Annotated in this window: 21 protein-coding genes; 9 read left to right on the forward strand and 12 right to left on the reverse strand. The window is 74.8% G+C overall.

Annotation, left to right across the window (positions count from 1 at the left end):
- Positions 1–89 precede the first annotated feature (89 nt).
- The 3 genes from prfH to LPU43_RS21140 all read right to left on the reverse strand — a co-directional run bounded on the left by prfH (position 90) and on the right by LPU43_RS21140 (position 2,181).
- Positions 90–698 carry a peptide chain release factor H gene (gene prfH / locus LPU43_RS21130; RefSeq protein ID WP_229402232.1) on the reverse strand — a complete coding sequence of 203 codons (609 nt, stop codon included), beginning with the start codon at positions 696–698 and terminating at the stop codon, positions 90–92.
- Positions 695–1,858 (reverse strand): RNA ligase RtcB family protein, encoded by a 1,164-nt coding sequence (locus LPU43_RS21135; RefSeq protein ID WP_229402233.1) that lies wholly within the window; start codon positions 1,856–1,858, stop codon positions 695–697. Before LPU43_RS21135 ends, prfH begins: the two co-directional genes overlap by 4 nt.
- A 179-nt stretch (positions 1,859–2,037) precedes the next feature.
- Positions 2,038–2,181, reverse strand: a complete 144-nt coding sequence (locus LPU43_RS21140; protein WP_229402234.1) for a DUF4334 domain-containing protein — start codon at positions 2,179–2,181, stop codon at positions 2,038–2,040.
- A gap of 330 nt (positions 2,182–2,511) precedes the next feature.
- Here LPU43_RS21140 and LPU43_RS21145 point away from each other — a divergent pair, with 330 nt between their 5' ends.
- From LPU43_RS21145 to LPU43_RS21155, 3 genes are all read left to right on the forward strand, one after another.
- A complete protein-coding gene (locus LPU43_RS21145; protein ID WP_229402235.1) occupies positions 2,512–2,973 on the forward strand; it encodes a hypothetical protein in 462 nt (153 codons plus the stop codon).
- 301 nt (positions 2,974–3,274) lie between these two features.
- On the forward strand, positions 3,275–4,594 hold the full coding sequence (locus LPU43_RS21150; RefSeq protein ID WP_229402393.1) for an NAD(P)/FAD-dependent oxidoreductase: 1,320 nt from the start codon (positions 3,275–3,277) through the stop codon (positions 4,592–4,594).
- A 23-nt stretch (positions 4,595–4,617) separates the two neighbouring features.
- Entirely contained in the window at positions 4,618–6,180 is a 1,563-nt protein-coding gene (locus LPU43_RS21155) for an aminotransferase class I/II-fold pyridoxal phosphate-dependent enzyme (RefSeq protein ID WP_229402236.1), read from the forward strand.
- 87 nt (positions 6,181–6,267) lie between these two features.
- On the opposite strand, the gene LPU43_RS21160 is transcribed toward LPU43_RS21155, so the two are convergent.
- The 6 genes from LPU43_RS21160 to LPU43_RS21185 form a co-directional block, all read right to left on the reverse strand.
- Entirely contained in the window at positions 6,268–9,543 is a 3,276-nt protein-coding gene (locus LPU43_RS21160; RefSeq protein ID WP_229402237.1) for a DEAD/DEAH box helicase, read from the reverse strand.
- A gap of 253 nt (positions 9,544–9,796) precedes the next feature.
- Positions 9,797–11,323 (reverse strand): hypothetical protein, encoded by a 1,527-nt coding sequence (locus LPU43_RS21165; protein ID WP_229402238.1) that lies wholly within the window; start codon positions 11,321–11,323, stop codon positions 9,797–9,799.
- Between the two features lie 99 nt (positions 11,324–11,422).
- On the reverse strand, positions 11,423–13,126 hold the full coding sequence (locus LPU43_RS21170) for a tetratricopeptide repeat protein (protein WP_229402239.1): 1,704 nt from the start codon (positions 13,124–13,126) through the stop codon (positions 11,423–11,425).
- Positions 13,127–13,401: 275 nt separating this feature from the next.
- A complete protein-coding gene (locus tag LPU43_RS21175; RefSeq protein ID WP_229402240.1) occupies positions 13,402–14,406 on the reverse strand; it encodes a GDP-mannose 4,6-dehydratase in 1,005 nt (334 codons plus the stop codon).
- A gap of 31 nt (positions 14,407–14,437) precedes the next feature.
- A complete protein-coding gene (locus LPU43_RS21180; protein WP_229402241.1) occupies positions 14,438–15,649 on the reverse strand; it encodes a class I SAM-dependent methyltransferase in 1,212 nt (403 codons plus the stop codon).
- Positions 15,650–15,680: 31 nt separating this feature from the next.
- Positions 15,681–16,223: an NUDIX hydrolase gene (locus tag LPU43_RS21185; RefSeq protein ID WP_229402394.1), complete on the reverse strand. Its 543-nt coding sequence runs from the start codon at positions 16,221–16,223 to the stop codon at positions 15,681–15,683.
- Positions 16,224–16,660: 437 nt separating this feature from the next.
- On the opposite strand from LPU43_RS21185, the gene LPU43_RS21190 reads away from it, so the two are divergent.
- The 3 genes from LPU43_RS21190 (at position 16,661) to LPU43_RS21200 (ending at position 19,492) form a co-directional block, all read left to right on the forward strand.
- Positions 16,661–17,710, forward strand: a complete 1,050-nt coding sequence (locus tag LPU43_RS21190; RefSeq protein WP_229402242.1) for a sodium:calcium antiporter — start codon at positions 16,661–16,663, stop codon at positions 17,708–17,710.
- Positions 17,711–17,799: 89 nt separating this feature from the next.
- Positions 17,800–18,000 (forward strand): hypothetical protein, encoded by a 201-nt coding sequence (locus tag LPU43_RS21195; RefSeq protein WP_229402243.1) that lies wholly within the window; start codon positions 17,800–17,802, stop codon positions 17,998–18,000.
- Between the two features lie 268 nt (positions 18,001–18,268).
- A complete protein-coding gene (locus tag LPU43_RS21200; RefSeq protein WP_229402395.1) occupies positions 18,269–19,492 on the forward strand; it encodes a multidrug effflux MFS transporter in 1,224 nt (407 codons plus the stop codon).
- A gap of 36 nt (positions 19,493–19,528) precedes the next feature.
- Here LPU43_RS21200 and LPU43_RS21205 read toward each other — a convergent pair whose 3' ends face one another.
- Complete coding sequence (locus tag LPU43_RS21205) at positions 19,529–20,428, reverse strand: SIR2 family NAD-dependent protein deacylase (protein WP_229402244.1); 900 nt, start codon at positions 20,426–20,428, stop codon at positions 19,529–19,531.
- Positions 20,429–20,781: 353 nt separating this feature from the next.
- Here LPU43_RS21205 and LPU43_RS21210 point away from each other — a divergent pair, with 353 nt between their 5' ends.
- The 3 genes from LPU43_RS21210 to LPU43_RS21220 all read left to right on the forward strand — a co-directional run bounded on the left by LPU43_RS21210 (position 20,782) and on the right by LPU43_RS21220 (position 23,102).
- On the forward strand, positions 20,782–21,102 hold the full coding sequence (locus LPU43_RS21210; RefSeq protein WP_229402245.1) for a putative quinol monooxygenase: 321 nt from the start codon (positions 20,782–20,784) through the stop codon (positions 21,100–21,102).
- Complete coding sequence (locus tag LPU43_RS21215) at positions 21,099–22,334, forward strand: cytochrome P450 family protein (RefSeq protein ID WP_229402246.1); 1,236 nt, start codon at positions 21,099–21,101, stop codon at positions 22,332–22,334. Before LPU43_RS21210 ends, LPU43_RS21215 begins: the two co-directional genes overlap by 4 nt.
- Before the next feature lie 90 nt (positions 22,335–22,424).
- Positions 22,425–23,102, forward strand: a complete 678-nt coding sequence (locus LPU43_RS21220; RefSeq protein ID WP_229402247.1) for a TcmI family type II polyketide cyclase — start codon at positions 22,425–22,427, stop codon at positions 23,100–23,102.
- A 27-nt stretch (positions 23,103–23,129) separates the two neighbouring features.
- Here LPU43_RS21220 and LPU43_RS21225 read toward each other — a convergent pair whose 3' ends face one another.
- Together LPU43_RS21225 and LPU43_RS21230 are read right to left on the reverse strand one after the other, a co-directional pair.
- A complete protein-coding gene (locus LPU43_RS21225; protein ID WP_229402248.1) occupies positions 23,130–25,856 on the reverse strand; it encodes a M48 family metalloprotease in 2,727 nt (908 codons plus the stop codon).
- The gene (locus LPU43_RS21230; protein ID WP_229402249.1) at positions 25,840–26,391 is read right to left on the reverse strand and encodes a hypothetical protein; all 552 of its coding nucleotides are present in this window, start codon (positions 26,389–26,391) and stop codon (positions 25,840–25,842) included. Before LPU43_RS21230 ends, LPU43_RS21225 begins: the two co-directional genes overlap by 17 nt.
- Positions 26,392–26,499 lie beyond the last annotated feature (108 nt).

The following is a 26,499-nucleotide window of genomic DNA, read 5'->3' on the forward strand; positions in this document are numbered from 1 at the left end:
GGCGGTGGTCTGCTCCCTCTCGCGGACGCCGCTCCTACCGGTCAGCCCTTGCCTGGCTCGTACCAATTCCGAAACCGGAGTAGCCGACATCAGGGGCGTTCGATGCGCGTGGGGTCGCCCCGTACGAGCCCGTCGTGTACGCGCCACCGGTCGGCCGTGAGCGCGTCCCTGGCCGCCTCGTCGCGCCGCTCGACGCGCTCCCGCAGCAACTCCACCGCGATGCGCCGGTTGAGGCTGAGCTTCCGCTCGGTGTCGACCACGACGACCATCCCCGTGGGACGGTGGGTGGCGCGTACCGCCGTGCTGGCCTTGTTGCGGTGCTGCCCGCCGGGGCCGCCGGTACGGCAGGCGACGACGTCGACGTCCGCCTCGGCGAAGCCGGTGCGCGCGGCGTCGACCTGGCACGGCTGCGCGGTGACGTACCAGTTCTTCCGGCCGCAGCCCGCCCGGTAGGGGCTGGGGGCTTGCCAGCAGAGGGTCCCGGTCCACGAGTCGGCGAACGCCTCGGCGTCGCCGCCGTCGATCTGCAGCAGGACCGACCGGTAGGTGCCGGGCCGCTCGCCGGGCACGGCGTCGACCCGACCGGTCGTTAGCCCGCGCCGGGCCGCGTCGGCCTCCAGCCGACGCAGCAGCCGGGCCAGGGCCCACGCGCACTCCTGCGGGCCGCGCCCGGCCGACAGGAGCAGGTGTGCGCTCACCGCCCGCCCCGATCCCGTCGGCCGCGTCCCGTGCCGGGCCCGACGTCGGGCGTCTTGTACGTGACCAGGGGGACCGTGGTGGCGACCGGCGTGGCCAACCCATGGTCGACGAGGTCGGTGATCACCTGCTCGATGCGCTTGTATGCCGTCGGCGCCTCCTCGAAGAGCAGTTGCCGGTCGCCGCAGACCACCCGCGACCCGAGCGGGGTCCGGCGCAGCTCCTCGACGGTGTGCTTGGCCCGGCCCCGGCGCAGGGCGTCGGCGCGCGACATCTTGCGGCCCGCGCCGTGCGCCACCGAGTGGTTGGCCTCCGCCCCGGCGTGGGCGGCGACGAGGTAGGACGGGGTGCCCCGGGTGCCGGCGACGAGCACGTCGCGGCCGTCGCCCGGGGCGGCGCCCTTGCGGTGCAGGTAGCCGCCGTCGCGGACCTCGACCAGGTTGTGGCACTGGTCGACGATCGGCGCGGTCGGCTCGGCGCCCAGGGCGTGGGCGACCCGGGCGGCCAGCAGCCGCCGGTTGAGCGACCCCCAGCGGACGGCCTCGTCGTGCATCGCCAGGTAGGCGGCGGGATCGGGGGCCGGGCCCGCGCCGTGCCGCTCGGTGTGCGCCCGCAGGATCCGCTCGCCGAGGCCCCGGGAGCCGCTGTGCACGACGAGGACGAGATCCCCGGCGGCGAGCCCCAGCCGGCCCGCGTGGTCCGGTTCGAGGACGGCCCCGACCCGCGCCAGCTCGACGAAGTGGTTGCCCCGGCCGACCGTACCGAGGCCCTCGGTGTGGCCGGCGGGGACGTCGCCGGTCAGGACGGCCCAGGCGGGGTCGTCGGCGTCCCGCTCCGGGTTGAGCGGGCGGTCGAGGTCGGGGAAGCGGGCGGCGAGCCGCTCGGGTACGGCGCGCTTGAGCCTGATGGGGAACACGGCGATGCCGCAGCCGATGTCGGAGCCGACCAGGAACGGGTACAGCACCGTCGACGCCATGGCGGCACCGATCGGGGCGCCCTTGCCCGGGTGCAGGTCGGGCATGGCGGCGACGTGGGTCATGCCGTCGAGGGCGGCCACCTGGTGGCACTGGTCGACGGCGGCGGACTCGATCCAACTCGTGGGGGAGGCGAAGACGGTGACGGTGGCCGGGGCGGACGACGGCACGGAAGGCTGCTGGGACAACGACGCTCTCTTGGGGTGAGGAGGCACGGGCGGCCGGCGGCACGCGTGGGTGCCGTGGGCGCGGGGGCAACGGGGCGGTCCGTCAGAACGTCATGGCCGCCACGATGTCGGAGCCGGCCGTCGCGCGGCAACCCGTTTTCCGCCGCGCGCCGGCCCCACGCCCGCTCCCGGGCGGGGACCTACCGCGCCCCGTCGCGGGTCAGCACGAACACGAACGGCCGGGCGGCCCCGTGCAGGTCCATGACCCCGAAGAGCGTGCGGGCGTCGACCCGGCGGAACACGTTGTGGATGGGGAGCCGGTCGTAGAGCATCGCCGCCGACACCAAGGCGAGGGCCGTGGCCAGGTCGCCCGGGGCCGGCAGGACGGCTGCCGCAGGGGGTCCGCCGCACCCGACATGATGGCAGCTCCGTGACCGCGTGGTCGCCCGGCCGCACGGGTAGGAGCGCGAGGAACTGGTCGCGGATCGGGTCGAGAATGCATGATGGGACGGCAGGCACGGATCCCCCGGTGTTCGTGAAGCGTAGAGAACTCCATGATCGGGGGAACCGTGCATGCCCTGCTGCCAGCACCTACTGGCGGACACTCGTACAGTCGCGCGGAGGGCGAAGCGCCAGGCCGAGATTCCGGCACCGGTGCGAGGGATGGGGTCAGGATGTTCGGCAGGATGTGGGTCAGGATGGTCGGTTCGCAGAAGAACCTCGACGATCTGATGGTACAGCTCAGGCCCGACCTGAGTCGGGAATCGCTCGGCGTCGGGCCCGACTTCCCGGGCGTCGCCCCGAACCCGCTCCTGAGCAGTGATGCACGGAAGCGCAATGCGGAACTGCGTATGGGGGCGCTTGCGCTCGGCGTTCTCGTCGACTGGCGGGAGGTCAACAGCAACCCGCGCGTGGTCCTGATGTTCGACGTGGAGACCGTCGGCGGCATCTCGTTCCGCGGTATCGCAGACGAAGACCTCACGATCACCGAGCTCACCCGACTCGCCCCAGGGCAGACGCTGCCTGTGCGCTACCGGCCGGCCGTCATGGACCACTACGTCGCCCTTGCCCGGGATGCGGACCCCGCCCACGTGCAGCGGCTCTCCGAGGAGATCGCGAGCCGCAAGCGGACCTGACCCGAAGCCGTTGGCCGGATCCCTGCACCGTCATCACGGTCCGCTGCCTGATTCGACACGCCTGGACCCTCTACCGCTGGAACACCCGCCCTCGAAACCCACGCATCCGATGACCTACTGGCGGACGCCCTAAGCATCCGCGCGGGGATCGGGATAGCGCCGGGAAAGGCGCGAAAATTCGCGCCGTAAAAATTCCTACCTTCGACGGAACACGTTCGTCCACTGTGTACTTTGACGGTCTGTTCCCGCCCGGTCGCACGGCCGGCGGGACGCTCCAACTTCGTCGAAGGAACCGCCAATGATGTACGACGCGATAGTCGTCGGTGGGCGCTGCGCCGGCGCCTCCACCGCCTTGTTGCTCGCCCGCCAGGGGCACCGGGTGCTGCTGGTCGACCGGTCGTCCTTTCCCAGCGACGTCATCTCCACCCACTTCCTGTGGCCGCACGGGATGTCCTACCTCAACCGCTGGGGCCTGCTGGAGCAGGTCACCGACGTGACCCCCACGTACACGACGATCGACATCGTCAACGACGGCATCACCCTCAGCGGGTCGGTGCCGCCGGAGCTGCTGCGCGAGTACTTCCGCGACCTGCACGGCGACGACTCGGGCGTGGTGGGAAGCTACGCCTCCGTGCGCCGCCGGGTGCTCGACCAGATCCTCGTGGAGGCGGCGGCCAAGGCCGGCGCCGAGGTCCGTACCGGCTTCACCGTACGGGAGCTGATCACCGAGGACGGCCGGGTCGTCGGCGTACGCGGACGCGCGGCCGACGGCCGGACGTACGAGGAGCGGGCCCGCGTCGTAATCGGCGCCGACGGCCGCAACTCGTTCGTGGCCCGCGCCCTCGACCTGCCCAAGTTCGACGAGCGGCCCCGCTGCACCTTCGCCTACTGGAGCTACTGGTCCGGCTTCGAACCCGGGCGCGGCCAGATCCACCGGCGGGGCCGGCTCGGCGGCGCGGTGGTGCCAACCAACTTCGGGCAGAACATGGTGCTGGCCTGGGGGCCGAGCGAGTGGTCCCGGGAGTTCCGCGCCGACGTGCCGGGCAACTACCAGCGGGCGCTGGACTTCATCAGCCCCGAGCTGGGGGAGGCGGTCCGGGGCGGCACCCGGGAGGAGCGGATCTACGGCACCCTCGACCAGTCCGGCTTCCTCCGGCCGCTGCACGGCCCCGGCTGGGTGCTCGTCGGTGACGCCCAGACCGCCAAGGACCAGTGCACCGCCATCGGCATCACCCACGCCTTCCGGGACGCGGAGCTGGTCAGCGCGGCCCTGCACGGGTGGCTGGCCGGCGAGACGGCGCTCGACGAGGCGATGGCCGCGTACGAGGGCCGCCGCCGCAGCCAGAACGCCGCCGCCTACCACGACTACGTCTGCACCCTCGCGGAGATGCGGCCGTACCGGCACGACGAGCTGCAACTCTTCGTCGCGTTGCGCGGCAACCAGGAGGAGACCGACCGCTTCATCGCCACCCACGGCGACGTCGCGCCCGTCTCGGAGTTCTTCCAGGCGTCGAACCTCTTCCTGCTCAACGACGCCGCCAAGGAGTCCTCGGCCGACTACGCGGTCTTCGACGACTTCGCCGCCACGTCCCGCATGTACCAGCAGAACCCCTTCGCCTGATGCCGCACCAGGGAGCCGACACCGTGACCACCACCGAACTGCACCAGCGCGACGACGGCGAGCTGATCGAGGAGATCCTGCGCGCCGCCCGCAGCGGCGACGTCGAGGCGATGGCCCGTACCGCCGCCGAGGTCTCCGAGATGACCCGCAACTGGGCCGGCCACATCCCGTGGGACGACCTCGCCGACCTCGACCCGTCCGGGGCCGACGGCGAACTCGCCCGGGTCGTCGCCGACCTGACGGAGATGTGGGAGCCCGCCCACCTGCGCAACCCCGTCGACCCCGACGAGGAGTACGCGCTGGACAAGAACGCCTACGACTTCTACCGCCCCGCCGGGCGCGACCTGCTCGCCCGCACGGAGGACTTCTACGGCTGGGTGGAGGCCCGCCGCCGCACGGAGACCTGGCAGTACTCCCGGGTGCTGGAGGCGGCCCCGGACAGCGTCGCCCAGATCACCAACGACCTGGGCAAGCGGACCCGGGGCATCAACTTCAACTCGCAGGACTACCTGTCGTTCAACACCCACCCGGCGATCCGCGAGGCGGCGGCGCGGGCCATGCGCGACTACGGCCCGCACAGCGCCGGCTCGCCGATGGTGCTGGGCAACACCCGGATCTCCGACGAGCTGGAGGTCGCCCTCGGCGAGCTGACGGGGCTGGAGCACGTGACGCTCTTCCCGACCGGCTGGGCGGCGGGCTTCGGCGCGATCGTCGGCCTGGTCCGCCAGTCCGACCACGTCGTCATCGACCGGCTGGCGCACTCCTGCCTCCAGCAGGGCGCGCGGGCGGCGACCCGCAACGTGGTGCGCTACGAGCACCTCAACGTCGAGGCGGTCCGGCAGCACCTGGCCGACATCCGCTCGCACGACAGCCGCAACGGCATCCTGGTGGTCACCGACGGCCTCTTCTCCGTCGACGCCGACTGGCCCGACCTGGTCACCCTCCAGCGGGTCTGCCGCGAGCACGACGCCACGCTGCTGGTCGACGTCGCGCACGACCTGGGCTCCATGGGGCCCGGCGGCACGGGCGTGCTGGGGATGCAGGACCTGCTGGGCCAGGTCGACATCGCGATGGGGGCGTTCTCGAAGACGTTCTGCTCCAACGGCGGCTTCGTGGCGTCGAACTCGCCGGCGCTGAAGCAGTACATCAAGATGTTCGGCGGCAGCCACTTCTTCTCCAACGCGCTCTCGCCCGTGCAGACCGCCGTGGTGCGGGAGGCCGCGCGGATCATCCGGTCCCCCGAGGGCGACGAGCTGCGAGCCCGGCTCTTCACCGCGATCCACGCGCTGCGCGACGAGCTGACCGGCCGGGGCCTGACCTGCATGGGGGAGCCGTCGCCGATCGTCCCGCTGCTGATCGGCAACGAGAAGCTCGCCCGTACGGCGAACCGGCTGCTGTTCGACCGGGGGGTGCTCGCCTTCATGGTGGAGTTCCCGGTCACGCCGACCGGGTCGTCCCGGTTCCGGCTCCAGGTGCAGGCCGGGCACCGGCCCGAGGAGGCCCGGGAGGCGGCCCGCATCATCGAGGGGGCCATCGCCGACTCGCGGGCGTACCTGTCCAGCGCGTTCGGCAGCGCGCCCCGGTAGCCGCCGGCAGGGCGCCGGGCCGACGTGGCCCGGCGCCCCGCCTCCCGGCGTGGGCGACGGGAGGGGCGAACCGGATAGGCCCCCGCGCTACGGGATGTGCTCCTCGTGCCCGACGCAGCGCCGGTAGCTGCCCAACCAGTCCGTGGCGACGACGTCGCCGCGCCGGGTGAAGATCGCGATGCCGGACGAGCGCGGGGCCGGGTCGCCGGGCGGGTAGGCGAGGTCGGCGGGGACGCCGGTCGACCGGTACGTGCTGGTGGCCGCGCCCGACCAGACGACCAGGACGGCACCGGGCGGCGCGGTCACCTTCACGCCGCCGGGCTGCGGGTCGACGGTGGCGGCGGTGGCGCGCTCGCCCAGCAGGGCGGCGTAGTCCACCGGGCCGAGCCGGCAGCCGGAGGGGCGGGCGCTGCTGGCCCAGTCCGGGTCGGTGATCCCGCGCTCGGTGGCGGCGGCGAACAGGGCCGGCACGGCGGTGGCAGCGTGCAACGGGGTGGCCATCTGCTCGCACATCCACAACAGCCGCCCGGCCCCGCGTTGGGGGGCGGCGGCGCGCCAGCGGATGCGACGGGACAGGTCGGCGGCGGTCACGGCGATCCAGGGGTGGACGGCGGACAGATAGCCCTGCCCGGCCAGCCAGCCCAGGTAGCGGGGGGCCAGTTCCCAGATCGGGTACATGGCGGCGGTGGGGATGCCCGCGACGGCGCGGCCCGGCTTCCGCATCGCCGTGGGGTTGTGGACACACAGCCTGAGGGCCGCCTTGGCCAGGTCGCCGGGGGCGATCGCCGTCTGGGAGCCCCGGTCGTCGGGCGTACGGGTGGCGGAGAGCCGGTCGAGCCGGCCGCCGACCTCCAGGACCCGGGCGACGGCGGGACGCACCTCCTCCGCGAGGGGCGCCTCGCTGAGTTCGGCGACGGTGACGGCGAGCAGGTCCAACACGTGGTCCTCGGCCTGCTGCGGGTCGGTGGGTACGGGCAGGGCGGCCAGCGCGGTGCGGAGGTCGACGCCGGCACCGGTCGGCACCATCAGCCGGGCGGTGAGGACGCCCAGCTCGGTGGGGGAGAGGCCGGTGTCGCCGGACGAATGCTTGCCCACGGTGAGGTAGCCGTCGGCGGCCAGGGAGCCGATCGCCTCCGCGACCGCGTCGGTGCTGCGGTCGCCCTGGTGGAAGGCCAGGGTCTGCTCCCACCATGTCTCGGCTTCCCGCATCGTGGCGATGCGCCCCTGCACGGCCTCGGCGAGCAACTGGTCGGGCAGGCAGCCCTGGATCTGCGACAGGACGGTGTAGCCGTCGACGAGCCGCTGCTGCCAGCCGGGGCGTTCGTTCTCGTCGCAGATGAGGTAGGCGTACCCGTCGACCTCCCCCGCGCCGACCCGCCCGGCGCGGCCGAACATCTGCTGCACGGTGGCCACGGAGATGTCGTCGAGCCCGACCTGGGTGTCGCGGACGATCACCGCGCGGGCGGGCAGGTTCACCCCGGCGGCGACGGTGGTGGTGGCGACCAGGACGTCGATGGTGCGCTCGCGGAAGCGGCGTTCGGCCTCGTGCTTGTGCGGCCAGTCCTTGTAGTGCAGCCCGACGCCGACCTGGTCGCAGGCCCGGTGCACCCGGTCCAGGTCGGCCGGGTCCACCCCGTGGACCCGGGCACCACGGTCGGCGGCGATGGCCAGCGCGGTGGCGCGCACGTGGTGTTTGCTGCCGCAGAACACCAGCACGCTGCCGCCGTCCCCGGTGACCTGCCGGGTCAGCGCGGCGGCCAGCCGGGCCCGGGAGGCGCCTGCGGCCTTCCAGTCCGGGGTCGCGGCGATCATCGGCAACTGCCACGTCAGCCTCGTGGGTCGCCACGCCACCCGCACCAGGTGCGCGCCCAGCCACCCGGCGACGTCCTCGGTGTTGGCAACCGTGGCGGACAGGCCGACGATGCGCACCCCGGAGGACGCGCCGCGGACCCGGGCGAGCAGCGCCTCCAGCACCGGCCCCCGGGTCGCGTCACCGAGAAGGTGGATCTCGTCGACGACCAGACAGCCGACCTGCGCGAGAGCCTGGGTGACCGAGCCGGCCCGGCACAGCGCCTCGAACTTCTCCGTGGTCGCCACCCAGACGTCGGCGTCGCGTGCCCGCCGCAGGTCCACCGCGTACTCGCCGGAAAGCCGTTCCACCCGCAACCCGGCCCTGCGCCAGCGCTGCAACTCCCGGTCCAGCTCGTCGGTCAGCGACCGTTGCGGCACCAGCCACGCCGCCTTGCGTCGTTGCCCGCGCACCGCGTGCAGGGCGGCGACCATCCCGATCACGGTCTTTCCCGCTCCGGTCGGCGCGACGACCAGCACGTGCCGGTCGTGGGCGAGCAGGTGGGGCACGACCTCCGCCTGGGCCGGATTGAACGTCGGGTGCGGCAGCAGCCCCGCCCACTGCTCCGGCGCGAGCTGTGTGATGGGCACGTGGCCGGGGGGATTCGGCGGGAGGGGCGCGTTGGCCTGCCACACCAGGTCGAACGCGTCCCGCGCCGCCGCCGCGCCCGGGCCGGTGAGGCTCGTCGCGCTGCCGCTTCCGTCGGCCAACGCACAGGGACGAGCCGTCGCGGTCAACTCGAGCCGCGCGTTGGTGGTGATCGTCTCGTCCTCCACCCAGTGCCGCACCACCCTGAACGGCACCCCGTCCGCGCGCAGCCGCTCCCGGAGCGCCACCGTGCGCGCGGAGTCCGGCAGGAGCACCCGCACATCGACACCCGCCGGTGCGCCCCGCCACTGCGCCGGATCGGTCACCTTCGCCCAGTGCAACGCCCGATCGGAGAGCGCGGGCGGGGGCGGAGGCGGAGGGGACGTCGGGGCGGGCCACCCGCCCAGCGGCACGTCCGGGCCGGACCCGCAGGTAGTCCCGCACATGGCCTCGGCCCAGGCGGTCACCTGCCGGCCGGTCAGGGTCACCGTCGTCTGACGCCGCCTGTCACCGCCACGCGCCGGGGCGGCGGGACGGTCCGGCCGCCCCGGGTCGGCGGCCCGAGTCGAACGGGGTGCCCCCACGCCGGGGACCCGCGTCGAACCGGGTGCCCCCGGGCCGGCGGTGGAACCGGTCGACGCCTGCGACGTGGGCCGCATGACCTCGTCGTACTTCTTCGCGCCGACCTCGGCCAGGGTGAACGTCGCCGGGCAGCCGGGGCAGACCAGGGCGACGTACCGGTACGTCCGGCCCCCGCTGACGTACGGCTTGCGCAGGCTGTGCAGTTGGCCGCCGCAGCGCGGGCAGGGCCGCGACACCGGCTCCCCGTACGACCACCCGGGCTCGGCGAACCGCTCGTGGGCCAGCTTCGGACTGGCCCGCCACCGGCTCCACACGAGTTGCGCGACCGAGCCCGTGTCCACCACCCGAACGACCTCCTACCGAAACGGCGACGGAGCCGACTGTAGGCAACCGGGCCGGCACGCGGGTGCCCGTCACCGCGATGTGGGCGTGGGCCCCGCTCCGGTGAAGCGGCGTCGCGGCCCGCGTGCCCGCCGGGGCGGGACCGGCACCCGACCCGGGACGGCCCGACCGCTCGCCTCCATGTCGCGGACATGGCGGTATCCGGGGGGCGGTGATCGCCCCATGTCGTCGGCATGGCGACAGGTATCCGGTCCGCTACCGCTCCCTGAGGCGGCGGCCGACCTCCTCGGAGACGCGCCGGTCCAGCTCGGCCAACTGCTCGTCGGTGTACGCGGTCAGGTCGCCGGGGGCCGTGCCGCCGTCGCGCTGCTTCTGCTCCTGCTCCTTCTTCTGCTGCTCCCGCCGTTGCAGCTCCTGCTCCTCCGGCGAGCCGGGTGCTGCGTACGCGCACCGGACCAGGGTGCCGTCGGCGTTCTTCAGGCAGGTCGCCTCCCGGCCGTTGACCTGGCCCCGGCCCTCCACCCGGTACCGGATGCTCTGCGGGCTGCCGACCGTGGCGGTCCACGTGCCGCCGCCCGTCGGCACCACCTCGAAGACCTGGTCGTCGTTCCAGCAGCAGACGTCCCGGTACTCCGCCTTGATCAGGGCGACGATCGCCTCCGGCGACGACCAGGTGGGGCTGAGCCGGTGCACGGTCAGCGGCGCGAGGCCGCTCCCGGAGTGCCGGGTCGGCACCGTCGACACCGCCACCACCGAGCTGGCCTCGCCCTGCGGGGTGAGCGGGGTGACGTAGGCGCTGGGGCCGCCGCCGTCGCGGTGGCGCAGGGTGAACTCCGACTCGTTGCCCTCGTTCGCGCCGTCCTCCGAGGCGTCCCAGCCGCTGCGCTCGAACCACCAGTCGCCGAACGTGCTGATGGCGGCGGTCCCCTCGCGCTGCCGGGCGGCCAGGCTGATCGGGTACGACGGTCCGGGCACCCCGGCCGTGTCGTCGGTGATCGTGACCTTCCCGGTGGACCCGTCGTACAGGGCCACGCCGGCGGGCCGCTCGGTGACCACCAGGAGGCCGGTCTGCCGCTTCAGCGGCACCACGACGACGGGGGTGTCGCCCTGGCAGTGGACGTACGCGTCCTCGGCGGAGAAGCGGACCCAGCGCCGCTCGGCGGAGATCTTCCGCCCCAGGTTGTGGGTGAACCAGCCGCCGATGCGCGCGGCGGCGGACTCGTCGAACCGGCAGCGCTGCTGGGCCCGGCTGTTGCCGCCGAGCGGCACCTCCTGCACCAGCCCCACCTCGTAGCCGGTCAGCCAGCCCCGGCGCTCGACCAGCACGGCGAAGCGGTCGGAGTCGGGCAGGTAGCTGACGTCGGTGATCTCGCCGGTGACGTCGCCGAGGTTCGGCGCGGCCTGCGCCTCGCCGACCAGGTACGGCGCGCGTGCGGCCAGCTCCGGGACGGGGTCGGTCACCACGCGCATGGTGGTCACGTAGGCCCGGTCCTGGAGGTACTCGCCGTAGGCCAGCCAGAGCGCCCCGAGGGCCAGCCCCACGGCGGCGCCCAGCCAGCCGAGGACGACGACCCCCCGCCCCGGCGGCGGAATCCGGCGTCCACGGGAGCGGTGGGCGGGCAGCCGCGCCAGCAGCGGCGTCCCGGCGAGCAGCGCCACCAGGGCCGGCGCGACCAGCCAGGGCAGCAGTTTGCGCAGCTCCCACACGGCGATGGTGGTGGCGTAGGAGGCGTACCAGGCGACGGCGCCCAGCAGGAGGAGCAGGAGAACCGGCGTGACCATCCGAGGCGTCCGACCCATCGACGTCCCTTTCTCGACCCGGCGGGCCCCGACCCTATTCCAGTCGGTCAAGCGGGCCCCGCCGCCCGTCCGGGCGCGCGGTCAGCGGGCGGCGGCGCGGCGGGCGCGGCGCAGCTCCGCGCGCAGGTCGCGGCGCAGCGCCCGGTCCAGGTCGGGGCGGGCGAGCGCGTCGGCGAAGTCGCGGGCCGCGTCGTCCCACCGTCCCAGCCGCAGCAGCGCCGTGCCCCGGTTGTAGCGGGGCACCGGGTCGGGCGACAGCGCCACCGCGCGGTCCAGGTCGGCCACGGCGGCGGCCACGTCGTCGCGGTCGAAGCGGACGGCCGCCCGGTTCGTCCACGCCTCGACCAGCTTCGGGTCCCCGGCCAGGGCCCGGGTGAACAGCTCGTCGGCCTCGGCGAGGCGGCCGCGCTCCGCCAGGACCAGCCCGAGGGTGCACAGCAGCGCGGCCTCGTCCGGGGCCAGGGCCAGGCCGGCCCGCGCGCCCGCCTCGGCCGCGTCGAGCGCGCCGCGCCGCAGGTGCAGGTTGACCAGGGCGATCCGGGCGTCGAGGTGCCCCGGGTCGACGGCGAGCGCGCGCTCCAGGTCGGCGCGGGCCCGCTCGGCGCGCCCCCGCTCCTGTTGCAGGGTGGCCCGGTTGTAGTACGCCTCGGGCAGGTGCGGCCCGAGCCGGATCGCGGCGTCGAGGTCCCTGATCGCGGCCCGGCGTCGCCCCGCCGCCCGGTGCAGGGCGGCGCGGTCCACGTAGTACTCGCAGTTGTCGGGGTCGTGCGCGATCACGGCGTCGAGGTCGGCCAGCGCCCGCGCCGGGTCGCCCAGGGCCAGGTGCACCTGCGCCCGGTTGTGGCGCAGCCGGGCCAGGTCCTGCGGGCGCTCGCCCGGGGCGAGCACCGCCGCCAGCCGGGCCAGCCCGTCGTCGATCAGCCGCAGCGCGCGGGCGGGCTCGCCCGCCCTGCTGTCCAGCAGCGCCACGCCCTGCTCGTAGAAGACCGTGGAGAGCGTCCGCTGTCGCGGGTCGTCCAGGTCGGCGGCGAGGCGCAGCGCCTCGGCCAGCCAGCGCCGCGCCTGCTCCGGGTCCTGGTCGGCCGCCGGCAGGTGCCGGGCGTAGAGCATGGCGGTGGCGTACGCGGCCGACATGGTGATCTTCGGGTCGTCGGTGGCGGCGCGCGCCTCGCGGTAGAGGTCGAGCGCCTCGGTGGTCTCGTCCAGCGCCGCCAGGGCGGTGGCCAGGCCGGTGGTGAACCCCCACCAGTGCCGCAGGTCGCCGTGCGGGGTCACCGTCGCACGGCCGCGCCGGGCGGTGCGGGCCGCGTGGTGGTAGAAGCCCCGGGCCAGGCTGTCGCCCAGGGCCGCGCGCAGCGCCTCCGGTGTCGGGTCGGCCGCCTCGGGGCGGGCGGGGCCGCCGTCGCGCAGGTCGAGGTGCAGGGCGGTCGGCCCGGTGCGGCGGGCCAGCGCGTCCAGCAGCTCGCGGGTGGTCTCGTCGGCGTCGGCGACGTGGTCGAACCGGACGGTGACCGGGCGGCGCAGCGTGCCCGCCCAGGCCGCCGCGAACTCCGCCGCGCCGTAGGCGAGGGCGGCGGTGCGCCGCGCGGGGTGGAACCGGATCGGCTGTTCCTCGGCGGCCGGGCGGGCCGCCGGGTCGAGCCGGGGCGCGATGGCGTGCAGCTCGACCGCGTGGCGGGAGGCCAGGCGGGGGCGGTCGGCGGCGATCCGGCCGAGGAAGTCCGCGACCCCCGCGTAGGGCCCGCCGTCGCGGTGGCAGTCGTAGCCGTCCGGCTCGCCGCTCACGACCGGGCCGCTCACGGCCGGGCCGGGCGTCGCAGGGGCGGGCGCCCGGGGGCGCCCGCCGTGCCGGCGACTACCAGCACCACTCGATCCAGAGCCGGCGCGCGCCGGAGAGCAGACGCAGCGAGCTCGTACGACGCACGGTCATCTTCTTCATGGGCACCTCCGGTGTGATCCACTTCGGACTGCCCAGAGCGTAACCGCGATCGGCGGTTATATGAAGGGGCCTCGCGTATCGTCGTCTCCTGGGCGAACGGAATAGGGGTCGACCCGCCCGCTTAGGAGATCACCCGACGCCGGCTGCGGGCCTCCCGCTCGGTGGCGGCGAGGTCGGCGTCGACCATCGACTCGATGAGGGTGCGGAAGTCGACGCGAGGCTTCCACCCGAGCCGCGACCGGGCCTTCGACGCGTCGCCGACGAGCAGGTCCACCTCGGCCGGGCGGAGCAGGCCCGGGTCCTGCGCGACGTGCCGGGCCCAGTCCCTGATCCCCACCCGGTTGAAGGCGATGTCGAGCAGGTCCCGCACCGAGTGGGTGACGCCGGTGGCGACCACGTAGTCGTCCGGCTCGTCCTGTTGGAGCATCAGCCACATCGCCTCGACGTAGTCGCCGGCGAAGCCCCAGTCCCGGCGCGACTCCAGGTTGCCCAGGCTGATGGTGTCCTCCAGGCCCGCCGCGATCCGGGCCACCCCCCGGGTCACCTTCCGCGACACGAATTCGTGTCCGCGACGGGGGCTCTCGTGGTTGAACAGAATTCCCGAGCACGCGTACGCGCCGTACGACTCCCGGTAGTTGACCGTCATGAAGTGGCCGAAGGTCTTCGCCACCCCGTACGGCGAGCGGGGATGGAAGGGGGTCGCCTCGTTCTGCGGCACCTCCCGGACCTTGCCGAACATCTCCGAACTCGACGCCTGGTAGAAGCGGATCCGGCCCATGTCGTTGTGGGTGTGGATCTGCACCGCCTCCAGCATGCGCAGCACCCCGATCCCGGTGATCTCGCTGGTCAGCTCGGCCTGTCTCCAGGACATGCCGACGAAGCTGACCGCGCCCAGGTTGTAGACCTCGTCGGGTTGCGCGGCGTCCAGCGCGCCGATCAGGCTGGGCAGGTCGCGAAGGTCGCCGTTGAGCAGCCGCACGGCGGGGGCGACCCGCCGCACCGCCGGCACCCGGGGGTTGTTCTGGCCCCGGACCAGGCCGAACACCTCGTAACCCTTGGCGACCAGGAACTCGGCCAGGTAGCTGCCGTCCTGGCCGGTGACACCGGTGATGAGTGCACGTGGCACGGGAACTCCTCGTCGGGGCCGGCGGGCCCCCTCACGCCCCGAGTATCTCCAGGTCCGGCAGAGGGAAGATCAACTTTCCACCCCGCTCCAGGTAGGCGCGCTCCCGTGCGACGAAGACGTCCCGGAAGAACCACGGGGCCACCAGCATGTACTCCGGGTGCTCCGCGCGCGCCTGCTCCTCGGAGATGATCGGCACCCCGATCGAGGCGATCCTGCGGCCCACCTTCGCGGCCTGGCGCTCCACCGCGAACGGAAGGTGGCGCACGTCCAGCCCGGCGGCCTGCCAGATGGTCCCGCCCCGGGTGCTGGCGCCGTAGATGTAGCAGCGCTGCCCCTCGGCGTTGATGCTGTCGACGAGTTGCCGCAGCTCGCCGAAGGCCCTCCTGGCCCGCGACGCGAACTCGTGCCACACCTCGGGCCGGTGCAGCCCGAACTCCGCCTCGCGCCGCCGCTGCTCCGGCACCGACGCCTCCACCGGCCGGCTTCCCCGCGGCGAGACCAGGGTGCGGAACGACCCGCCGTTCACCCCCGACAGCCGCACGTCGTTGACCTCGAGGCCGTGCCGACCCAGCAGGTGCTCCAGCGCCACCAGCGACCAGTACGTGACGTGCTCGTGGCACACGTTGTCGACGGCGCCGAGCTGGACCATCGTGAGGGCGTAGTTCTGCTGGACCAACCAGATGCCGTCCTCGGCGAGGACCTTCGCCACGTCCGAGACGAAGAGGTTCGGGTCGTCCAGGTCGTAGAACATGGAGACGCTGGTGACCACGTCGAACGTCTCGTACCCCGCGCCGGGGCCGGCGGCCCGGAACCGGTCGGCGGCGAAGAAGTCCGTGACGATGCGGTCGGCGTGCCGCCGTGACTCCGGCGCGAACGTCCGCACCGGGTCCACGCCCACCCGGCGCAGGCGCTCGGGCACGAACGACAGCAGGGTGCCGTCGTTGCAGGCGATGTCCAGCCACCGTCGCGCGCCGGGGTGGCCGTCCAGCCCGTGGCGCACCACGTCGCGCAGGTCCTCGCGGATCGCCTCGTTGACGCCGGACCGGAAGCCGTAACGGTCGTGGTACATCAGCTCGCGGGGCGTGGTGTCCCGTAGCTGTGCCAGCCCGCACTCGCCGCACAGCATCAGCACGAGCGGCCAGCGGGGTGGCCGGAGGTCGTCGTCGCGGAAGTCGCTCAGGTACTGCTCGCCCAGGTCGAGGACCTCGGTGAGCCCCGACCCGTGGCAGGACCGGCAGATCATGGCGCCTCCAGGTTGGCGTGGGCGCGCGGCGTCAGAACAACCCGGCGTCGCGCAACACGATGGGCAGGAACGGGTGCAGCAGGCGAGACCCGTTCCGGGCAAGCTCCCGCAGCTCCTGTCGGGAGTGCCAGCGAACCCATCCGTGGGTCCGGTCGGCGGGGGCGAGGCGGCGGGCCTCCTCGTCCGTGCACCGGTACGTCATCAGGGTCAGCAGGGTCTGGAAGCCCCGCTCCTCGGGAGCGACGCTGCGGGTGCCCCACCGGACGTTGTAGGTGCGGCTGAGCAGCAGGCGATCCGGATCCGCGTGGAGGTCGAGTTCGCGGCGCAGGGCCCGCACGCCGCTGTCGACGAGGGTCTCGCCCACCTTCATCCGGCCGCCGAAGACCCAGAACATGTTCCGCAGCGGCAGGTCCTCGCGGTGCCCCAGGAGCACCCGCCCGTCGCCGGTGTGCACGATGACGTCGACGTTGGCCTGCACCAGGTGATCCAGCGCCCGTGCGTAGTCGTCCTCGGCCAACCCGAACTCGGGCACCTCCCGGGTCGTGAAGTCGTCCTCCACCAGTTCCTGGATCACCTGTTCCAACGGATGCGCTCCTAGTCCTCGCCTGAGTGTCGCGTCGACGGCCGCGCGGCGTACGGATCGAAGAGTCTCGGACGCGGGGAACCCCCGCCGATGGGCCGGGCGCGAACCGCACTCGACCCGCCGCGCGGCGGCCCGAGCGGAAGGGGAGCGCCGGCACCGGTGACGGGCGGACGGCCCGCCCGGGTCGACGTCGATCCCACCTGGGACTGTCGGTGACGACACCGTCGCAGCGGGTTCACTGTGGCACATTGATAGTCGACTGTCCATGCCCCGGCGTGGAAAATCCACGCCGCCCGAGCGCCCGTCAGGCGTGCGGGGAACGGCAGAGGAAGGCGTACGCCCGGGTGTCGGGGCCGTCGGCCGCCCCCGTGGCGCACCTTCCGCAGCGGAACGGGATTCTTCCGTCGGTATCGGGGAAACCCCGGCCGGTGCCCGACCTGACCGCCCAGCCCTGGCCGCTGAGCTGGAGCGTCGTCGTGTTCCTCCTCGCCGGGGTGGCCACCGTCGCCGGCAGCGTCCGCCTGGCCGGGCTCGGCGACGCCCTCGCCGACCGCACCGGCTGGGGCGAGGCCCTCTTCGGCGTGCTCTTCTTCGGCCTCGTCACCGGCCTGTCCGGCATCATCATGACCGTCGTCGCCGCCGGCAGCGACCAGCCCGGCCTCGCCTACAGCAACGTTGTCGGGGGCATCGCCGCGCAGACCACCGCCGTCGCCGTCGCCGACGCCTTCCACCGCCGTGCCAACCTCGAACACGCCGCCGCCTCGCTGTCGAACCTGCTCTCGGGCTGCCTGCTCGTCGCGCTGCTCGCCCTGGCGCTGCTCGCGAGCTACGTGCCCGAGACCACCGTCGTCGGCGTAGACCCCATGTCCGCCGTCCTCGTCGGCGCGTACGTCGGCGGGCTGGTCCTCATCCGCCGCGCCGGCGCCCAACCGATGTGGCAGGCCATCGCCACCGCCGAGACCCGGCCCGACGTCCCCCACGACGACAACCCGCTCAACCGCCGCCCACCGGCGTGGCTGTGGGGTCGGTTCGCCGCCGTCGGGCTGCTCGTCGCCGGGGGCGGGTGGCTCGTCGCCCTCGCCGCCGAGAGCCTCGTCGAGGTCACCGGCCTCACCGCCGGCTTCGTCGGCGGGGTGCTCATGGGCGTGGTCAACGCGCTGCCGGAGACGGTCACGGCCATCGCCGCCGTACGCCGGGGCGCGGTCACCCTGGCCGTCGCCGCCGTGCTCGGCGGCAACATCCTCGACGTGCTCACCCTCGTCGCCGGGGACCTCGCCTACCGGCGCGGCTCGCTCTACCACACCGTCGGCGACGCGGAGCTGCTCGCCACGACCACCAGCCTCTTCATGACCGCCACCCTGCTCGGCGGCCTGCTCATCCGGCAGACCTGTGGGTGGGGACGCCTCGGCTTCGAGGGCGTGCTGCTCCTGGCCACCTACGCCGCCATGACCGTCGTCCTCGCCGTAGGGCACGGGTGAGCGAACCGCCGCCCCGCGAGGGCCCACGTCGATGGGTAGTCGTTCCCGCGCGGTGTGTGGCGATCGGCGGCGGCGGGTACGGCATCGACATGACTGACCTTCCGCTGCACATCCTGACCGATGCGGGCTTCACCCCCGACGAGGCGAAGTCGATCGTCGACCACCTCATCGACGGGGTCGACACCCACGACGACAGGAGCGAGACGAACCGGATCGACGTCGAGGCGCTCCCCCCGGAGAAGAAGGCGGCCCTCGAAAAGTTCAACCTGGCCGTCGCCGCCGACTTCTAGCCGCCCGTGCACCGGCGCTCCCGGCCTGTCCGTACCGGCTGGCCGGGAGGCCCGCCGCCGGTGCCGCGCGACCCGGCGACGGGCGGTGAGCTGTGTCACCTCCGGCCGGGGAGGGAATCAGACCGCCCCGGCCGGTTTTGCAGCCAGGTGTGACATTCCCACCGCGCCCCCGCCACCGGTCGGCGGCCAGCCGATGACCCCCGCTTCCCGCCCGGTCGGCGGCCACCCGAAGACCGCCGCCGACGACGCCCCGACGCCCGGCGACCTGATGAGCCCCCGGCAGCGGCTGCGGCTCGTCCTCGTGCTCGGCTCGCTGATCGCGGTGGGCCCGCTGACCATCGACATGTACCTGCCGGCGCTCCCCGCGATCGTCGACGACTTCCGGACCACGTCGGCGGCGGTCCAACTGACCCTCACCGGCACCCTGGCGGGCCTCGCCCTCGGCCAACTGCTCATCGGGCCGCTCTCCGACGCCGTCGGACGGCGCGCGCCGCTGATCGCCGGTCTCGCGCTGCACGTCGTGGCGTCGGTGCTCTGCGTGTTCGCGCCGAACATCGCGGTCCTCGGCGTCCTGCGGGTGGTGCAGGGCCTCGGCGTCGCGGCGGCGTCGGTGGTCGCGATGGCCGTGGTCCGCGACCTGTTCAGCGGGTCGGCCTTCGCCACGCTGCTGTCGCGGCTGCTGCTGGTCATGGGCGCGGCCCCGATCCTCGCCCCGACCCTCGGCAGCGGGCTGCTGGGCTGGACGGACTGGCGCGGCGTGTTCGTGGCCCTGGCCGTCTTCGGCGTGCTGCTCGTCGTGGTCGCCGCGCTCGGCCTCCGCGAGACGCTGCCGGTCGGGCGGCGTACGCGCGGCGGGGCGGCGGCCACGGTGCGGGTGTACGGGGCGCTGCTGGCCGACCGCACGTTCGTGGGCCTCGTCCTCGTCGCCGGCCTGGCGATGGCGGCGCTGTTCGCGTACGTGGCCGGGTCGTCGTTCGTCCTCCAGGAGCAGTACGGGCTGGACGAGCAGGAGTTCGGGCTGGCCTTCGGCGCGGGCGCGGTCGGACTGATCGCGGCGACCCAGTTCAACGTACGGCTGCTGCGCCGGTACTCGTCCCAGCGGATCCTCGTCGCCGCCCTGGGCGTGGGGACCGTCTCCGGGCTGGCGCTGCTCGCCGTCGCCGCGACGGGGTTCGGCGGGCTGCCGAGCCTGCTGGTGTCGCTGTGGGTGGTGCTCGCGTCGGCGGGCCTGGCGATGCCGAACGCGCCGGCCCTGGCGCTGTCCCGGCACGGCGAGGCGGCCGGCACGGCCTCGGCCCTGCTCGGGGCCGTGCAGTTCGGCGTGGGCGCACTGGCCGCGCCGCTGGTGGGCGTGCTCGGCACCGGCGCGGTGGCGATGGCCCTGGTGGTGGCCGGCGGGATGGTGGCGGCCACGGTCGTCCTGTTCGTCGTCGTGCGGCCGGCCCGGCTCGCCGTCCTGGAGGCGGACCCGGCGGTCGTGGCGGCGCACTGAGGCCGACCCACCTCGACCGCCCCGGACGGCGGGGCGTCAGGAGACGCGCGGGACGCCCCACGCGGCCTCGACGAGGGCGGGCAGGACCCGGGCGGCCGGCCCACGCAGGTTCACGTCGCAGACCTCGTCCAGCGGCGTCTCCTGCGGGTTCACCTGGATCACCGGGGCGCCGAACCGGGCCGCCACCCGGGGGATCTCGGCGGCGGGGTACACGACGCCGGAGGTGCCCACGGTCAGCAGCAGGTCGCAGGAGGACGCCGCGTCGACCGCGGCCTCCAGCGCCGCCTCCGGCAGCGCCTCGCCGAACCACACCACCCCGGGCCGGACGGGGGCTCCGCACCGCGCGCACTCCGGCGGCGGCACCCGCCCGTCCCCGGCGGGCCCGTCGACCGACCCGCCGTCGACCGGCTGACCGTCGGCCGGGCCGCCGGGGAGCGGCCGGCTGTCGGCCGGGCTGCCGTCGGCCGGCCCGCCGTGGAGCGGCCGGCTGTCGACCGGGCCGCCGTCGGTCGGGTCGTCGGGGAGCGGGGCCGGGCGGGCGCAGGCCGAGCAGCGCGGCGCGAACAGGCTGCCGTGCAGGTGGACCGGCGCGGCCGAACCGGCGCGCTCGTGCAGGTCGTCGACGTTCTGGGTGACGACGACGCTGCCCGGGACGCGGGCCTCGATCGCGGCGACGGCCGCGTGCCCCGCGTTCGGCCGGGCCGACAGGACGGCCCGGCGGCGCGACTCGTACCAGCCCCACACCAGGGCGGGGTCGTCCTCGAACGCCTCGGGGGTGGCGAGCGCCTGCGGGTCGAACCGCCGCCACAGCCCGGTGAGGGCGTCCCGGAAGGTCGGCACGCCGCTCTCGGCCGACATGCCCGCGCCGGTGAACACGACCACCCGCCGCGCCCGCCCCACCAGTGCCGCCGCGTCCCGCAGCCCGGCCTGCTCCATCGTCGCCCCCTCCCGGTGCGCGGGCGGGCCCCGCGCGGGGTGAGTCTCACAGCCACTGGCACCGCCCGCCACACCGATTCCGGGAAAACGCGGGTACGCCCGCCGCCCCGGCCGGCGGCGGCGACGCCGGGGCCGCCCGTCCCGGCCGTCACGGCGGTGTCACCGGGGCCGCCACGGTCGCCCGACGCATCGTGACGGCGGGGTGACGCCGACTTCCCAGACTGGCGAGTGGCCCCGGGGGCCCGGGCCCGGCCCGCGTGCCGGACCCGCGCCGGTCACCGGTCGCGGGCGGCCGGGAAGCGGGGGAGGCGATCGACGTCGGCGTTGGCCGCCGGCACATCCGGAGGTGCGAGATGCAGAGAGTACGCACGGTGCTGGCGATGCGTACCAGGGAGGGCTGCGAGGCGCGGTTCGAGGCGGCGTGGCTCTCGGCCGCCGAGCAGATCCGGGCGCTCGACGGGTGCCTGCACCAGGACCTGGTGCGCGACGCCGACGACCCGCGCCGCTACCTGATCATCAGCGACTGGGCCGACCGGGAGCGGCTGGACGCCTTCGGCCGCAGCGAGCACCGCGACCGGCTGCTGCGCCTCGTGCGCGAGCTTCGGGAGTCCGCGGAACGGCACACGTACCAGGTCCTGCACATCGTGGGCGACGAGCCGGGGGAGTCGAGATGACCGAGCAGGCCGTCCGCGCGTCGGACGTCTACACCGACGAGTTCGCCGCCGACCCCTATCCCACCTTCGCCCGGTTGCGGGCCGAGACCCCGGTGTGCCCGGTCAGCTCCCCGCGCTTCGACTCGTACCTGATCACCAGGTTCGACGACGCGCGCGAGGCCCTGACCGACTCCCGGCTCTCCAAGGACCTCTACGGCCCGGGGCAGCACTACCTGCGGATCTTCGGGCCGAACTCCGAGGGGTTGAACAGGAACATGCTCAACTCCGACCCGCCGGAGCACACCCGGCTGCGCCGCATCGTGTCGCAGGCGTTCGCGCCGCGCCGCGTGGAGGCGCTGCGGCCCCGCATCGCGGAGGTCGTGGACGCCCTGCTCGACCGGGTCGTGCCCCGGGGGCGGTGCGACCTGATGGAGGACTTCGCGATCCCGCTGCCGATGACGGTGATCTCCGAGCTGCTCGGGATACCGGAGGAAGACCACGCGCGGGTGCTCGACTGGACGCAGGTGATCCGGACGTCCGGGTCGTCCGGCCGCCCCCCGGAGGAGGACCGGGCGGCCGTGCAGGAGGCGCAGGCGTGGCTGCACCACTACCTCGCCGACCTGGTCGAGGCGAAGCGCGCCCGTCCCGCCGACGACATGGTCAGTTCGCTGGTGCAGGCGTGCGACCGCGACGGGGAGCTGGCGGAGGCGGAGCTGGTCACCACCACGTTCCTGCTGCTGTTCGCCGGGCACCAGACCACCGCGGACTTCATCGGCAACGCGACGGCGGCCCTGCTGACCCACCCCGACCAGCTCGACCTGCTGCGGGCCAGGCCGGAGCTGCTGCCGTCGGCGGTGGAGGAGCTGCTGCGCTTCGACGGCCCGCTGCCGGTGGCCAGCCCGCGCATCGCCACGGAGGACGTCGAGTACGGGGGCGTGTGCATCCCGAGCGGGTCGATCGTCGGCGTGGCGATCAACGCGGCCAACCACGACCCGGCGCACTTCGCCGACCCGGACCGCCTCGACCTGAGCCGCGAGCGCGGCCCGCACATCGGCTTCGGCTACGGCGTGCACTACTGCCTCGGCGTCTCGCTGGCCCGGATGGAGGCGCGCATCGGCCTCGGGGCGCTGCTGCGCCGGCTGCCCGGCCTGCGGCTCGGGGTGCCGGCCGCCGAGCTGCGCCGCCTGCCGGCGGCGTCGCCGTTCCGTGGCCTGCTGGAACTGCCGGTCCGCTTCGACGTCACGCCCGGCTGACCGGGGCGGCGGAGAACCACGGCCGCACGTCCGGGGACGGCGGAGAACCGCCGCCCGCACGTCTCACCCACCTCGACCCTAGGAGCAGTCATGACCTACCGGAACGTGATCGTCTGTCGCATGGTGCCGGGCAGCGAGAGCATCGTCGGCGACGTGTTCGGCCACTACGACCGGACCACCCGGCCGCAGGACCTCGGCGTGATCGGGCGGACCCTGCTGTCGCTGAACGACCTGTACATCCACGTGATCGAGCGCAACGCGGACCCGGCGGTCTCGGGGCAGACCCGGGGGCTGCCGGCGTTCCAGCAGATCGCCGAGGCCATCGCCCCGTATGTGACGCCGTACCCGAGGGACTGGCGGAACCCGTCCGACTCCGTCGCCCGGGAGTTCTACCGCTGGGAGCCGGACGGCGGCGCGGCGGCGGACCCGCAGGACGGGGAGAACCTGACCGTCGTGGTCAGCCGGATCAAGCCCGGCGCGGAGCCCACCGTCGCGCAGGTCTTCGCCGAGTCCGACGCGGGGCCGCTGCCGGCCAGGATGGGCGTGACCGGGCGGTGGCTGTACTCGATCGACGACGTCTACCTGCACCTGTTCACCAGCCGCGAGGCGCCCGTCGACGAGGCCATGCGGCAGAGCCACGGCGAGCCGCCGTTCGCCAAGCTGATTGACGAGCTCAGCGCGTACCTCACCCCGTACGACCCGCAGACCTGGCGCGGCCACAAGGACGCCGTGGCCACGCCGTTCTACCGCTGGCGCGCCGAGGACTGACGGGCGGGGGCACGCCCCCGCCCGCGCTCAGGCACGGCTGCGGACGTAGGTCTCCTCGCTCCACGCCGCCCCGTCGACCAGGCGGACCGTCAGCCGGTCGTCGGCGCAGCGGTACGTGCCGGCGCTCGCCTCCGGCGCGGTGGTCACGTCCAGCTCGCGGTCGTCGACCCGGAGCACCGCCACCGCGCCGGAGGCGACCGGGTCGCGCTGGGCGTACCGCCCGGCGTCGGCCGACCAGCGGTAGGTCAGCAGGCCCCGGCGGACGTGCCGCACGGCGTGCCCGTCGAGGATGCCCTCGGCGGCGAACAGGTCGTGCAGGTCCGTGGCGGTCCCGTCGGCCCGGTAGGCGGTGGCGTACCCGGTGTCCGGCCCGCTGGTGAGATCGAGGGCGGTGTCGCGGGTGAGGCCGGCCAGCGTGCCGAGCGGCGAGTCGGCGGCGACGGTGAGGTGGTACCGGCCGGCGGCGAGCCGCCAGACGCCGACCAGGCAGGGATCGCGGCCGGTGGCGGGGGTGGGCGCCGGCCGCCGGTGGGCCACCGCCGCCGTCGCGGCGGCGGCGAGCAGAACGGCGATCGCGGCGGGCGCCCATCGTCGGTGCCGGCCGACGAGGGCCGGCCCGGCCGTCACGGCGGCCCCGAGCGCGGCGGCGAGCAGCGCCGTCGCGGGCGCGACGACGAGGGCGTGGGTGAGGGCGCGGTCGGCGGTGACCCCGTCGAGGATCGGCAGGCAGCCCGCCCTACCGCCGACCACGCAGGACAGGAGCGCGTCGGCGGCCGGGATCGCCGGGACCATCAACAGCCCCGCCGTGAGGGCGGCGAGCAGTGCGTGGGGCAGCGACAGCCGCCGGGTGGCGACCGCCGCGACGGCGACGGTCAGTTGGACGAACGTGACCGGCAGCAGGGTGTGGCCGTCGACGAGGGCCGCCGCAGTCGCCGTCGCGAGGCCCGGGTCGCGGGCGACGACGCCGATGCCGAGGGTCGCCAGCGGCATCAGCAGGGCTCCGACCGCGCCGGCCGCGACGCCCAGGCGCACCGCCCGCCGGCTGGCCCGGCGGCTGGCCAGGGCCGGGAACAGCGCCGCGACCAGCGGCAGGAAGATCAGGTACGGCCCCTGGGCGGCGACCATGCGGACGGAGAAGCCGAGGAGGTGGAGCAGGGTCAGCGGGGTGACGGTGTCCGGGTGCCCCTCCCGCGCGGCGAGCAGGCGCAGCATGCTCAGGTCGGTGTCGACGGACCAGGCGTCCAGCAGGAGGACCGACGCCACGTAGGCGGCGGTGACCACCGTCGTGGCCAGCGCGGCGCCGGCCCAGGCCAGTCGGGCGCGGGACACCCCGGTGGGCGCGAGGCGTCGCAGGTGCGCGCGGGCGCCGCCGGCCACCCACCGGCCGAGCAGCGCGCCGCCGCCGAGCCAGAGCAGACCGAGCAGCGCCTCGACCCACCAGGCGTGCCGCTGGTCGGTGTAGCCGGCGGACCAGGCCAGTCGTCGGCCGACGAGCAGGCCGCAGGCCAGCGCCGCGCCGAACGCCGTGCCGGAGGCCGCCGGCGCGCCGGTGCGCCGGGCCCACCAGGCGGAGCGCCAGAGCGCGCCGGTGGTGACCAGCGCGAGCGGCGCGCCGAGTAGCACCCCGGCGGCGAAGGCGCCGGCCGTCTGCGGGTCGGGACCGGACAGCGGGTGGGCCAGGTTGGACATCAGGTCCAGCAGGGGCGGCGCGGCGATGCCGGCGGCGAGGCCCGCACCGAGCGCCTCGACCGGGCGGGCGGCGAAGCGGCGTCCGGGGTGGTCGAGGGCGTCGGCGCGGGCCCGGGCGAGGGGGTGGAACCGGAACGCCGACCCGAGGCGGGCCCACCGGCCCACCCGCCGACGGTCGCCGCGCAGCAGCGCCCGGACGGCCGCGCCGTCGCCGCCGGCGAGCCGGGCGTCGGCGGCGAACTCCCGGGCGCGCAGCACCGACCACGCCGACGCCTGCGCGATCAACGCGAACGCGGCCAGCCGCCAGGCGTCGTCGAGCAGGTTCCGCACCGGTACGGACCCGGCGTAGTTGACCGCCACCGGGACGAGCACCGCGAGGGGGAACGCCCACGCCTGGGCGATGGTGAGCCGGGTGAGGTGGACGTCGGCGTTGCGCACGTGGGCCAGTTCGTGCAGGACGACGGCCCGGAACAGGTGCGGGGCCCTCCGGTGGGCGTGCAGGAGCCCCAGGTCCAGCCGGACGTACCGCAGCGGCCCCGCGCCGAACGTGTTGCCGCTGATCCGCGCGGACCGGGACACCACGAAGGTCGGCGGGCGGCGCAGGCCCGCCTCCCGGACCAGGCCGGCCAGGTCGGCCCGCAGCGCCTCGGTGCCGGGTAGCCGGTCGAGGCGGCGCAGGCCGCGCAGCCGGCGCTCGCACCAGGGCGCGGCGAGGTAGACGGCGGCCGTCACCGCCGCGAGCACGGCCAGCCCGACGGCCATCTGACGGCTCATGTCCCCGTGCAGGGCGCCGAGGCACCGCTGCACCGCCGCGACGGACTCCTCGTTGACCGTGCCGGCGCGGACGTCGATCGGGGGCGGGGCCCCGCGCAGGCCGGCCAGGCACTCCGCGCGGGCGCGGGTGGCGTCGGCGTCGACGAGCACGGTCTGCCAGCCGAACATGCTCGTGCCCACGACCGCGGTCACCGTGGCGACGAACCGGCCGAGGGTGGTGGAGGGCAGCGGCGGCGCTGTCGTGCCGGCCGGTCCGTCGGGCGGGCCCGGGCCGTCAGCCGCCGTCGACATCGTCCGGGGCGACGCCGAACCGCTGGACGAACGCCTCCCGCACCGCGTCGCGCAGCACCGCGACCTGGTCGTCGGTCAGCTCCCAGCGCGGGTCGCGGGCGGCGACGGTGACGGCCTCCTCGATGCGCAGCAGTTGGCCGGGGCGCAGCCGGGGCGCGGGCGCCGGCGGGATTTCGCCGCGCGCCCGGCGGGCCCGCCACCGCCGGCCGAGGCCGCGCAGGCCGCCGCGCACGGCCTCGGTGGCGTGGTCCCGCACCCCGTCGCGCAGGGCCTCGATCGCGATGCCGGTGAGGACCAGCACGTACGGCAGGAGCGGTTCGACGACGGCGTCGAAGCCCCCGCCGCCGGCCTCACCGCCGCCCACCCGCACCAGCCGCGCCGGGTCGTGGCGCCAGCGGCCGGGACGCCGCCGGTAGGCGGGCCCGAGCAACGCCAGCAGGGGCTCTTCGTCGGGGGCCGCCGACCGGATCGCGAGCCGGACCAGATCGTCCTCGATCCCGTCTCCGGCGGCCTGCGTGGGCGTGGTCCGGGCCATCCCGCTCCCGTCTCCCGCGGGCTGCCCACGGGTTCCGCCGTCACCGTACGACGCAGGGCGGACAGTGGCGGTCGGCAACCGGACAGCCAGCCGCCACTCCATCGGCGA

Source organism: Micromonospora okii (assembly GCF_020884795.1).
In the GTDB taxonomy this organism is placed as follows: domain Bacteria; phylum Actinomycetota; class Actinomycetes; order Mycobacteriales; family Micromonosporaceae; genus Micromonospora; species Micromonospora okii.